Here is a 12661-nt window from a genome sequence, read left to right on the forward strand (position 1 = left end):
ATTGGAAGAATTAAAGTTTAAACTGATCACCTAAGTAAACTTCTTTTACTTTCGGATTTTCAAGCACTTGGCTTGGTGTACCTGTCGCAATCATCTCACCACTACCCACAATATAAGCACGCTCACACACATCAAGCGTTTCACGCACATTATGGTCGGTAATCAGCACACCTAAGCCGCGCTCTTTTAAGTTAACGATAATTTTTTTAATATCGATAACCGAGATTGGATCCACCCCTGCGAAAGGTTCATCTAACAAGATAAATTGCGGGTTAGCCGCTAGTGCACGAGCAATCTCCACGCGACGGCGTTCGCCCCCTGAGAGCGCTTGTCCAAGGCTATTGCGGATATGCTCAATATGAAATTCTGAAATTAACTCATCAGCACGTTCACGGCGCTGTTTATCATTCAGATCTTTACGCACTTGCAACACTGCCATCAAGTTATCATACACACTTAAACGACGGAAAATGGAGGCTTCTTGCGGAAGATAGCCGACCCCTTGTTTTGCACGATCGTGCATAGGTAGCGAGCTAATATCTTCGTGATCAATACGAATTGTACCGTTATCATGGCGAACTAAGCCCACCACCATATAGAATGAGGTAGTTTTACCAGCCCCATTCGGACCAAGTAATCCCACAATTTCACCCGTATTTACGTGAAAGCTCACATCTTTCACTACCTTACGATTTTTATAGCTTTTCGCTAAATGTTCTGCATAGAGCGTTGCCATAACTTTCCTATTTTTTATTCTGATTTAACTGATTTGGAATAAGTACGGTTTTCACGCGTGTTTTTCCACCGCTTGTTGCTTTAAGCTGCTGTTTTTTTACATCATAAGTGATTAACGGCGCCTTAATAAAGCTATCTAGTTGCTTTAATTCCGCATCACCCGTTAAAGTTAAAAATTCGCTGTTCAAATCATATTTTACGCTTGAGCCTTTCCCGTTTACAGGCTTACCATCATCAAGAGTTTGTTGGAAAGTAACAGGAGAGCCTACCGCATCTAATGTCTCTTTTTTACTTTCTTGACGAACGATTGTCACTTTATTCGCTTTCACAATAATTGAACCTTGTGTAATGGTAACACCATCAGCAAAAACGACCGTGTTCGTATTCATATCTAATGATTGACTGCCTGAATCAATGTTAATTGGCTGATCAGTATCATTTTTTAATGCTTGAGCCGATAAACTCACGCCTAATAAAGCGGTTAAAATGGTTGTTTTTATTGCAAATTTCATTGTTTTTCCTTCTCTTGCTCATTTGCCGCTTTAATGACTATCGGCTCAATATAGCTTTTCACATCTTTTAGCAAGGTTGCCACTTGCTGTTTTAAATTTCCTTTCAGCCCAACGCCTGTAGTGGTAAAACCTAAACCTTGCGATTTAACTTCGCTATCGGTAAACACATCTTGCGTAGTTAAATTAACTGAAAGATGATCTGTTTCAATACGTTGTAATTTTGAAGTTGGCTCAAGAGCTTGTAGTGTTACATTGCCAGAAAGAGTCAAAATTCTCTCCGCATTGATTTCTGCGTGATCTGCACTCAATTTCCACTGCTTTAAAGCGGTCAATTTATCAAATAAATTAACTAACGGGTTTGTAAATTCGGTTTTTTCGCTCTCTTCATAACGCTTGATCTCTTCTGCTTCAGCGTAATATTCTGGTTTGCCTTCTAAATCAAACACCGAAGTAGACATTCGCTTTCCTGTGTAATCTGGCATTCCCTCTTTTTTAATCAGATTATCTAGCCCGTTTGCGTCGTCTTTCGCTTGATATTGCATCCAGCCCACCAAGGCTGCCACAATCACCAGCAGCAGGGCTGTTATTCGTTTATTCATATCCCATACCTATAAATTTAACGCTAAATCATAACACAATTTTGATATTCATAGAGAGGGTTAGTTCAGGGATTTTGTAAATTTTGTGAAAAAATAAACCGCTTGTAAGTTTTTTTAATACTTACAAGCGGTTAGTTTTCACGGTAATTTTGCTCAATTCTAACCTGTATTTCGCATCCCCGCAGCAATCCCTGTGATGGTAATCATCAAGGCTTGTTCAAGTTCTGGATCTGGATTTTCCGTTTGACGTAATCGTGCGAGCAACTCAACTTGTAATAAGTTAAGTGGGTCGGTATAAACATTACGTAAGGCGATAGAATCGGCAATCCAAGGTAAATCGCCCATTAACTGACCATCGCTCGATAGTGCAAGAATGGTTTGAATATCCTCACTCAATTGCGTACGGAGATTTTGCCCTAGGCGTTGCAACTCTTTAGCGACTAAGCGTTGATCATAATATTCCGCCAACCATAAATCCGCTTTGGAGAACACCATTTCAAGCATACCGATACGAGTTGAGAAGAATGGCCACTCTTTGCTCATCTCTTTAATTGTTGCTTCATCGCCTGCTTCAATCATTGTGCGTAACGCTGCCCCAGCTCCAAGCCACGCAGGCAACATTAAGCGGTTTTGCATCCACGCAAAGATCCAAGGAATAGCACGTAAGCTTTCTACCCCACCGTTTGGATTACGTTTTGAGGGACGTGATCCTAACGGTAATTTCGCTAACTCTTGTTCTGGCGTTGCCGCACGGAAATAAGGCACAAAATCAGGTTCACCACGTACCACGCCACGATAAATTTCACACGAAATTTCTGAGCCTTTATCCATTACATCACGCCAGCTCTGTTTAGGCTCTGGCGGCGGCAGTAAGTTCGCTTCTAACACCGCACTCGCGTATAAATTCAAGGTATCAACAGCCACTTCTGGCAAGCCAAGTTTAAAGCGAATCATCTCACCCTGTTCTGTTACACGTAAGCCTGATTTGAGCGAACGAGGAGGTTGAGATAAAAGTGCCGCATGCGCAGGTGCGCCACCACGCCCTACTGTACCACCACGACCGTGGAATAAAACGAGCTTAATATTATGTTTTTCCGCCAAATTCACTAAGGCTTCTTGTGAGCGATATTGTGCCCAAGAAGCAGCTAACATTCCCGCATCTTTTGCAGAATCAGAGTAGCCAATCATCACCATTTGGTAGTTATTGATAATGCCACGATACCAGCCGATATTAAACAAATCGGTCATCACTTTTTCGCTGTGATCTAAGTCGTCCAATGTTTCGAACAGCGGGGCAACAGGAATGGTATATTTGCAGCCTGCTTCTTTGAGTAATAAATGCACCGCTAACACATCTGATGCTTCACGAGCCATAGAGATCACATAAGCAGAAATCACGCCTTCTGGCTGCTCAGCGATGACTTTGCAGGTATCTAAAATCTCTTGCGTTTCTGGACTTGGTGTCCAATTGGTTGGAATGAGCGGACGGCGCGAGCTTAATTCACGCACTAAGAACGCCTGTTTATCATCTTCGGTCCATTGAGAATAGTCGCCTAAACCAATATAGCGAGTAATTTCTGCAATCGCCATTTCGTGTCGAGTACTCTCTTGGCGAATATCTAAGCGTGAAAGGCTTAAACCAAAGCAACGAATACGACGTAAGCAATCCAATAAGCCACCGTTAGCGATAATACGCATTCCGCAAGCGTGCAGTGATTGGTAGCAATCGAAGAGTGGTTCCCACAACTCTTCATCGTTAAATAGCACGTCCTCTTTGTTGATAGTAACAGGCTTGTCTTCGATTAACTCGCCAAAATAAGTTAAAGTATTTTGTAATTTGCTACGTAAACCTTTAACCACCACACGATACGGCTCGATATGGTCGCCATATTTTTCACAGAATTCAGGCGTACAATTGACAACAGAAAGTTCTTCAGCTAAATCGCTGATATCGTTTAAGAAGAGTTCCGCTGCTTTCCAGCGATTCATATAGAACACTTTACGGGTTACTTCCGAAGTCACAAATGGGTTGCCATCGCGGTCGCCCCCCATCCAAGAAGAGAAACGCACTGGAGCGAGTGCCACATCGTGTTGCACGCTAAAATATTTTTCTAATTGGAAATTCAACTCACGGCAGAAATCTGGCACTGCTGTCCAAAGGCTATTTTCGATGATTGCCATCCCCCATTTTGCTTCATCAATTGGCGTTGGGCGAGCGGCACGAATTTCGTTGGTATGCCACGCCAACGCAATTAACTGCATCAAACGGCGTTGTAAGCGGAATTTTTCGCCCTCGGTTAAATCATCGTGTTCTAATTGCTCTAAACATTTGTTGATCTCAACGTGTTTATGCACTAAAGAACGACGGGTTACTTCGGTTGGGTGAGCCGTTAAAACCAGCTCAACGAGTAATTTTTCAACGGTTTGAATGACTAACTCAACAGGCGTATTTTGCGCTTTCAAGCGGGCGAAAAGTGCACCTAAAGCGCGATTACCTAAGGTTTCATCATAGTCGTGACGAGAAATCGTTTGATATTGTTCTGCAATATTGGTGAGGTTTAAGAATTGGCTAAACGCACGAGCCACAGGTAAGACATTTTCAGTTGAAATATGAGCGAGTTTATCCAGTAACTGCTCTCGGGCTTGTTCATCGCCGCTACGAGATTTTTTTGAAAGCTGACGAATACTCTCAATCAGATCTAAAATTTCGCTTCCTTGTGCTTCCCGAATCGTTTCCCCTAAAAATTCGCCCAACATATGAATGTTTTGACGCACGCCAGAATGAGGTTGGCTCATAATATTTCCTCTTTGATTTTGAAAATTAACTGAAAGTAGATATATCGAATTTGAGTTAAAATTTCAACCTAGAATTTTTTTATTTATGAAAAAAATGATAAAACGCAAATTTTCTCTTTTTTAGTTTTTTCATTACGTTTGTTTTGTCCTACTCGCTCTGCTATGATACGCCCGTTTTATTTACTGATAAGGACAAAAAATGATTACATTACACACTAACTTTGGCGACATTAAAATCGCGTTAAATTTTGAAAAAGCCCCTATTACAGCAAAAAACTTTGAAGATTACTGTAAAGAAGGCTTCTACAACGGTACGATTTTCCACCGTGTTATTGATGGCTTTATGATTCAAGGCGGTGGTATGACTTCTGGCTTAAAAGAGAAAGCAACCAAAGCCCCAATCGAAAACGAAGCGCACAATGGTTTAAGCAACAAACGCGGCACACTTGCAATGGCACGTACTTCAGACCCACATTCAGCGAGTTCACAATTCTTCATCAACGTAGCAGACAATACGTTCTTAGATTACCGCTCAAAAGAGCTATTTGGTCGTCAAGTGGTGCAAGAATGGGGCTACGCAGTATTTGGTGAAGTGGTTGAAGGGATGGATGTTGTTGATAAAATCAAAGGCGTGAAAACAGGCAATAAAGGTTTCCACCAAGATGTGCCTGTTGAAGAGGTAGTGATTGAGTCTGTGAGTGTGGAGTAAGTTCAGATTTCTCCTAGAGCTTTCTCCCTAGGTTACGCATAATTCAGCCCCTTTGGGGCTGTTTTTATATATTTAAATCAATTGAAAATAATGAAAACCTACCTCGTTGGCGGTGCCGTCCGCGATGCTTTATTAAATATTCCCGTAAAAGACCGTGATTTCTTAGTCGTTGGCTCAACGCCTGAAGAACTCCTTTCGCTTGGCTATCAACAAGTGGGGGCGGACTTCCCTGTTTTCCTACACCCAGAAACCAAAGAAGAATACGCCCTTGCACGCACAGAACGCAAAAGTGGGCAAGGTTACAACGGTTTTATCTGTGATTTCTCACCAGATGTGACACTTGAGCAAGACTTAATCCGCCGCGATCTAACCATCAACGCAATGGCTCAAGATCTCACAAGCGGTGAAATTTTCGATCCATTTTGCGGATTGCAAGATCTGAAAAACAAAATGCTTCGCCACGTTTCACCAGCGTTTGCGGAAGATCCGCTGCGTGTATTACGCGTGGCACGCTTTGCGGCTCGGTTTGCCCATTTAGGCTTTAAGATTGCCGATGACACGGTAAATCTGATGCAAAAAATGGCCGCTTGTGGAGAACTCGATCACTTAACTGCTGAGCGAATTTGGCTTGAAACACAAAAAGCTTTCGCCACACCTTCGCCACAAATTTATTTTGAAGTGTTACGAGAAGTAGGAGCATTGAAAGTCCTCTTTCCTGAAATTGATGTCTTATTTGGCAAGCCTCAACCAGAAAAATATCATCCCGAAATTGATAGCGGCGTACATACGTTAATGGTATTAGCACAAGCTAAAAAATTGGCAAAACAGGCGGAAAATCCGACCGCTTTGCTCTTCTCTGCCCTTTGCCACGATTTAGGAAAAGGCTTAACGCCCGAAGATATTTTGCCACACCATTATGGACACGAAGTCAAAGGCATTCAGCCGACAAGAAATTTAGCGAATCGCTTAAAAGTGCCTAGCGAGATCAAAGACTTTGCGATTTTGGTGACCGAGTATCACACTCATTGCCATAAAATGGCTGAGCTTCGCCCTGAAACGGTGTTAAAGCTCTTTAATACGTTAGATGTGTGGCGAAAACCCAATCGATTTAAAGATTTCTTGCTTGCTTGCGAAGCAGATAGCAAAGGCCGCTTAGGTTTTGAAGATCGTGAATATCCGCAAGCTCAACTTGCGATGCAATATTTTGAAGTGGCAAATAAAGTGGATGTACAGCAAGTGATTGGAGATGGCTTTGAAAAACAAGCGATTCGGGATGAGTTGAATAAGCGCAGGATTTTAGAAATTAAACGCATTAAATCACAACATTAAGTAAGCATTGCACAAAACGAATGAGCTTGTCTAAAGCGCGCCTAAGTAGTCGTTTTGTGCAATCACTTTATATTTAGCTATTCAACATCCCTTCCAACGTTTCCTGTGCTTCTAACCATTCCATTTCAATCTCTTCTACTTTCTGTTTTGCTGAGATCTGCTTGGTGAGTGTTTCGGTCAGCTGGGCTTTATTTTCTGCTTCGTAGATTTCACTGGTTGCCAGTAGCTCTTCGAGCTTGTTTAACATCGCCATTGCCTTTTCTAACTCTTTCTCAAGTTGAGTAATTTTCTTTCGAAGTGGGGCGGTTTGTTGACGAAGTTCTGCCTCCAAACGTTTTTGCTCCTTGCGATCTTGCGCTGAAAGATTACCGCTTGTATTCGTGCTTTCTTCGCTGCTAGCGGTCGAATTTTCCTCTTTTTTTGCAGAAGCCAATGCAAGAGCATTTTGTTCATTTAGCCATTTTTGATAATCTTCTAAATCGCCTTTAAACTCTTCGACTTTATGATCGTGCACCAAATAAAATTCGTTCACCGTGCTACGCAATAAGTGACGATCGTGCGAAACCACCACAAGCGAGCCTTCGTAATAAGTGAGGGCATCAGTGAGAGCTTGGCGCATTTCTAAATCAAGGTGGTTGGTCGGCTCGTCCAATAAGAGTAAATTCGGGCGTTGCCACACAATCAAGGCAAGTACAAGGCGGGCTTTTTCACCGCCAGAAAAAGATCCGACCGCTTGTTTCACTTTATCACCTTTGAAGTCAAATCCGCCTAAGTAATTACGCAATTCTTGTTCGGTTTTTTCGGGTGCAAGCTTTTCCAAATGCCAAAGTGGGCTTTCATCAAAACGGAGCGTATCGACTTGGTGCTGTGCAAAGTAGCCAAGCTGTACACCTTTTGCTAATTGCACTTGCCCTGACAGGGCAGAAATCTCCCCCGCAAGCAGTTTAATCAGCGTAGATTTACCTGCACCATTTCGCCCCAAAAGCCCGATGCGAGAACCTGGCACGAGGTTAAGTTTGACCGATTTTAGCACTGTTTTGTCGCCATAACCCGCTGCAACATTTTCCATCATCAATAGCGGACTTGGTAAGCTCAATGGCGGGCGGAATTCAAATTCAAACGGAGAATCTGCATAGGCTGGGGCAATTAACTCCATTTTTTCCAAGGCTTTAATACGGCTTTGAGCCTGTTTGGCTTTGGTTGCTTTTGCTTTGAAGCGGTCGATAAAACTTTGTAAATGTGCTACTTTGCGTTGCTGTTGTTGATAAGCCGCATTTTGTTGGCTGATTTTAGTTGCTCGCTGAATTTCGAATGAGGTGTAGTTGCCCGTATATTCGTTCAATTTTTGGTGTTCAATATGAATTACGTGATCGATGATTGGATCAAGAAAATCGCGGTCGTGGGAAATGAGTACGAGCGTGCCACGGTAATTGGTGAGCCAGCGCTCTAGCCAAATAACAGCATCCAAATCCAAGTGGTTGGTCGGTTCATCAAGAAGGAGTAAATCTGAACGACAAATCAACGCTTGCGCTAAGTTTAGACGCATACGCCAACCGCCCGAAAAAGATTTTACGGGGGAGTTCAGTTGTTCGGTGCTAAAGCCTAAGCCATTTAATAACGTTGCAGCACGAGATTGAATTGTCCACGCATCAATGGTGTCTAATTGGGCATGTGTGGTGGCGATTAAATGACCATCGTTATCGTCATTGGCTTGTTCCAGCTGCGCTATAAGTTGTGTGTATTCACGATCGCCTTGAATCACATAGTCAATTGCTGAAATATCTAGTGCGGGGGTTTCTTGGTTCACCCACGAAATTGCCCAGTTTTTCGGCAAGCTAACTTCACCGCCTTCTGGTTGTAATTCATTTTTTAAGAGTGCAAAAAGCGAAGATTTTCCACAACCATTTTTACCGACTAGCCCCACTTTTTGACCTGTGTGAATAGTGGCGGAAGTGTTTTCCAAAAGCGTATTTAAACCGCGTTTTAAAATTAAATCTGTAAAAAAAATCATAATAAATTGACTAAATATGCTAAAATTAACAGCATATTTTAGCATAATCAAAGAAGAGATGTTTGATTCATTCGATGTACAATTTGTTCTATATTGAGCAGTCATGTGGTTGTGTAATAGACTTGACTTTAGTCTTCGTTGCAATAAATAATCTATATCTCAAATTGAGATTTTTACACAACAAGTAACATCTCTTAGTTAATTTATTTTTAAGGAAACACTATGAAATTCTCTAAAAAAGCACTCTTTTTAGCAACGGCATTAACCTCAGCGGTGCTTGCTGGCTGTCAAGCGCAATCTAATGTCTTGGTATTTAATACGCCATCTCCAACGGCAACGTTTAATACTAACAACCAAACCGCAGCAGTAAGCGTCAATACACGTGATTTACGTACTTCACGCGAAGTCTCTTCTTACACCAAAAATGGCGAAGTGATCCGCTTAACTTCAAGCCCTGAAGTAGTGCAACTTTTACAACAAGCGGTACAACAAGATTTAAATGCAAAAGGTTTCCAATTAGTGCAAGGTGCGGCGAATGCGAATGTTACAGTGAATGTAAAACGTTTCTTCGCAACGGTTGAGCAAGGCAATCTTCGTCACAAAACCAATGCGGAAGTGAATGTAGATATTACCGTACAAGGTGCAAAAGGTAACTTCAACAAATCTTTTAATGCTACCCGTGGTTATGAAGGTGCGTTGGGGGCAGATAATAAAGACATCCAAAAAATCTTAAACCAAGCCTATCAAGATGTGATCAACGCCATTTATAACGACAACGAAGTGGCGAATGCGATTCATCAATATAAATAATATTGTTTTGATGTAGCAACTATGTTGCTCCCATGTAGGGGCGAATTACATTCGCCCTATAGCTTCATACCAAATTATCTTCACAATAGGGCAAATATTATTTGCCTCTACAAAATTATGCGAATCCCAAGAATTTATCATCCCTCATCATTAGCCAACCAAACAAGCTGTATGCTTAGCGAAGAAGCCACCAATCACGTTGGGCGTGTATTAAGAATGAATGAAGGCGATGCCATTATTTTATTTGATGGCTCAAACCATATCTTTCACGCCACATTACAAGCGGTCGAAAAAAAGCAAATTATTGCAAAAATTCACGCTAGCGAATTAGATGATCGCGAATCACCTTTGCCTATTCATTTGGGGCAAGTAATTTCTCGTGGCGACCGAATGGAATTTACCATTCAGAAATCCGTAGAGTTAGGTGTAAAAACCATTACTCCGCTTTGGTCGGAGCGTTGTGGCGTAAAACTCAATGAAGAACGCCAAGATAAAAAATTGCAACAATGGCAGAAAATTGCAATTGCGGCTTGCGAGCAGTGCGGACGTAATGAAATCCCTGAAATTCGCCCCATGATGAAGCTCACCGATTGGTGCAAAGAGCAAGATGGGATGCTAAAGTTGAATTTACATCCTAGAGCCCAATATACTATCCGTCAATTGCCGAATATGCCGAAAGAAGGCGTGCGATTGCTCATTGGTTCTGAAGGCGGGCTTTCTCCCGAAGAGATTGCAATGACAGAAACAGAAGGCTTTACCGAAGTGTTGTTGGGCAAACGAGTATTGCGTACAGAAACCGCATCTCTTGCGGCAATTACTGCTTTACAGGTCTGCTTTGGTGATATTTAACGAGAAAAGAGAATGTTAGAGAACTTACAAGGTAAATTTTTAATTGCAACGCCCGACATGGACGATCCTTATTTCGATCGTGCCGTTGTGTATATTTGTGAACACAATAACAACGGAGCCATGGGATTAATCATCAATATGCCAACCGATTTGTCTGTGTTGGAACTGCTCACACGAATGGATTTCCAAATGGCAAATCAGCGTGATTATAAAAAAGATCAAATGGTATTAAGCGGCGGTCCTGTGAACCAAGATCGCGGCTTTATTGTCCACACCAAAACGGCACAATCTTTCTTACACTCTTATAAAGTCACAGATGATATTATGCTGACCACATCGGGCGATGTGTTGGATACCTTAGGCACAACAGATGCACCTGAACACTTTATTGTTTGTTTAGGTTGCTCTACTTGGAATAGCGAGCAGCTACAACAAGAAATTGCTCAGAATATGTGGATTTATTCCGATGCAAATAACAAAACGTTATTCAAAACAGGTTATCTTGATCGCTGGTTAGAAGCCAATGAGATGATGGGCATTTCATCTGGTGTGTTAAGCGCAGCGGGAAGAGCTTAAACCTGCCAAATTTTTTATTATTCATATTCATTATTCGTTATTCATCAAACAAAAAGGCTAGCATTTCTGCTAGCCTTTTTCATTAGATAGTAATTCTATCTTTCTGCATTAACCAATTACCATTGGAAACCGTATGCAGCCCCCACCATCGCATCTTTCTTACCAGATACGTTTGATGAACCGCTTAGTTTGATAATGTGTTTACCATTATCTGATAAGCGTGAGTAACCAACTGCTACAGCTTGTTCACCACGGTAGTTAGTGGTTGCAACACCTACCATAGATTTACCAGAGGTATGTGGTTGTGGAAGCATACCGATTGCACCAGCAATTGCAGTACCTTTTCTGCCACGTTTCTCCACTTGGTCAATCTTATCGTTTAATTTACCGATAGCTTGAGTGTTTTGGTGGATGTTTGCTTTCGCATCATTTAATTGACGAACGTTTACTGCATCACCTTCTTTCACGCCGTTTGCAACGTTAGTTACACGAACAGGTTTTCCTGCATTGTCACCGAATTTAACTTCAGTTACGTTATCACCTGCTTTAGAAGTGCTGATTGTAGTTGCAGCATCACCTTTACCTACTGTTGCTGTTTCAGTAGTTACAGTGTTTACGCTCACATCGTTCGCTAACGCGTAAGTCACATTGTTGCCATCACGTTTAACTTTTAAGTTTTTACCTGCAGTGTGAGTAACTGTTGTACCTGCACTTACAGATGCACCTTTATCGTTAGCCGTTGAAGTTTCGATAGCTTCTTGTGAATCTGCCACTTTCACTGTCCATGCTGCGCTGTTGATTGCATCTGCTACGTTTTTCACAGTTGCAACTTTGTTTTCATCGCCTGCATTCACAGTTACTTTACCACGGTTTGCATCGCCTTCCGCTGTGCTTGCGTTTACAAGAGAACCTGTATTCACTTTCACGCCATTTGCATCAACGGTTAATGTATCAGTATCTGCTGATTTAACATCATAAGATACATTCACAACATCTTGGCCGTCCACTTTCGTTACTGCCACATTCGCTTTCGTACCTTTACCATCTACATAGTTTACAGCATCGCCTGGATTTACAGTTACGTCTGTGCCATCAGTTGCTTTTGTTTTCCAACCTGTGTTGTTGATTGTGTTAACAACATCACCTGTTGTCGCAAATTTAGCATCAGCACCCGCTGTGGTATCTGCGTTTCCGTCTTTACCTACAACTGCTTTACCTGTTGTTGAGTTTACAGAAGCATTACCTTTGGTGCTTGCTACTACACTGTTAGCCACTGAAGCTTTATCAACAGAGAAGTTCAACTTAGTTGTTTTACCGTCTGTTGTTGGTGTAATCACAACAGAACCGTCATCACTTGTAAAGTTAACTGCATCTGCATGAGTTACAGCATCAACATCTTCGTTGTTTGCTTTCAAGTTCCAACCAGCATTTAACACATCGTTTACAGTTGCCGCTTCTTTGCCAGTGGTTCCTGCATCAAATGGTGCTTTAGTTACTGATTTAGTTGTGTTATCTACTGGGGTTAAGTGATTATTTAAGTTGAGGTCATAAGACACATTCACAACATCTGGTTGGCCGTCCACTTTCGTTACTGCCACATTCGCTTTCGTACCTTTACCATCTACATAGTTTACAGTATCGCCTGGGTTTACCGCTGTTGATTTGTCTGCATTAGCCACTTCGTTACCATCTGCATCAACCACTTTAGTCGCTTGCGTTTTCCAACCTGAGTTGT

General features: G+C 41.9%; 11 protein-coding genes. 5 read left to right on the forward strand and 6 right to left on the reverse strand.

Translation table 11 applies throughout. The features are described 5' to 3' along the window. Positions 1–10 precede the first annotated feature (10 nt). From lptB to ppc, 4 genes are all read right to left on the reverse strand, one after another. Entirely contained in the window at positions 11–736 is a 726-nt protein-coding gene (lptB, locus tag B0184_RS08880) for an LPS export ABC transporter ATP-binding protein (RefSeq protein WP_005708373.1), read from the reverse strand. A gap of 7 nt (positions 737–743) precedes the next feature. Next, on the reverse strand, positions 744–1247 hold the full coding sequence (lptA, locus tag B0184_RS08885; protein ID WP_005708382.1) for a lipopolysaccharide transport periplasmic protein LptA: 504 nt from the start codon (positions 1245–1247) through the stop codon (positions 744–746). Next, complete coding sequence (gene lptC, locus B0184_RS08890) at positions 1244–1846, reverse strand: LPS export ABC transporter periplasmic protein LptC (protein ID WP_005708387.1); 603 nt, start codon at positions 1844–1846, stop codon at positions 1244–1246. Before lptC ends, lptA begins: the two co-directional genes overlap by 4 nt. Before the next feature lie 159 nt (positions 1847–2005). Then, complete coding sequence (ppc, locus tag B0184_RS08895; protein WP_005708370.1) at positions 2006–4642, reverse strand: phosphoenolpyruvate carboxylase; 2637 nt, start codon at positions 4640–4642, stop codon at positions 2006–2008. 199 nt (positions 4643–4841) lie between these two features. Here ppc and B0184_RS08900 point away from each other — a divergent pair, with 199 nt between their 5' ends. Both B0184_RS08900 and B0184_RS08905 read left to right on the forward strand, forming a co-directional pair. Then, complete coding sequence (locus B0184_RS08900) at positions 4842–5351, forward strand: peptidylprolyl isomerase (protein WP_005708378.1); 510 nt, start codon at positions 4842–4844, stop codon at positions 5349–5351. A 90-nt stretch (positions 5352–5441) separates the two neighbouring features. After that, complete coding sequence (locus B0184_RS08905) at positions 5442–6680, forward strand: multifunctional CCA addition/repair protein (RefSeq protein WP_005708372.1); 1239 nt, start codon at positions 5442–5444, stop codon at positions 6678–6680. A 73-nt stretch (positions 6681–6753) separates the two neighbouring features. Here the strand turns inward: B0184_RS08905 and B0184_RS08910 are convergent, their stop codons facing one another. Beyond that, positions 6754–8691 (reverse strand): ABC transporter ATP-binding protein, encoded by a 1938-nt coding sequence (locus B0184_RS08910; protein WP_005708369.1) that lies wholly within the window; start codon positions 8689–8691, stop codon positions 6754–6756. Between the two features lie 222 nt (positions 8692–8913). Between B0184_RS08910 and B0184_RS08915 the strand changes: the two genes are divergently transcribed. From B0184_RS08915 to B0184_RS08925, 3 genes are all read left to right on the forward strand, one after another. Continuing rightward, positions 8914–9501, forward strand: coding sequence for a YajG family lipoprotein (locus B0184_RS08915; protein WP_005708377.1), 588 nt, complete (start codon positions 8914–8916; stop codon positions 9499–9501). A gap of 117 nt (positions 9502–9618) precedes the next feature. Beyond that, positions 9619–10350: a 16S rRNA (uracil(1498)-N(3))-methyltransferase gene (rsmE, locus tag B0184_RS08920; protein ID WP_039851196.1), complete on the forward strand. Its 732-nt coding sequence runs from the start codon at positions 9619–9621 to the stop codon at positions 10348–10350. Positions 10351–10362: 12 nt separating this feature from the next. Beyond that, positions 10363–10926, forward strand: a complete 564-nt coding sequence (locus B0184_RS08925) for a YqgE/AlgH family protein (protein WP_005708383.1) — start codon at positions 10363–10365, stop codon at positions 10924–10926. Between the two features lie 116 nt (positions 10927–11042). On the opposite strand, the gene B0184_RS08930 is transcribed toward B0184_RS08925, so the two are convergent. Continuing rightward, positions 11043–12661: YadA family autotransporter adhesin (locus B0184_RS08930; protein WP_208609340.1), on the reverse strand; the 1619-nt coding region annotated here is incomplete at its 5' end.

This window comes from Haemophilus paraphrohaemolyticus, assembly GCF_002015045.1.
GTDB classification, from domain to species: Bacteria; Pseudomonadota; Gammaproteobacteria; order Enterobacterales; family Pasteurellaceae; genus Haemophilus_A; species Haemophilus_A paraphrohaemolyticus.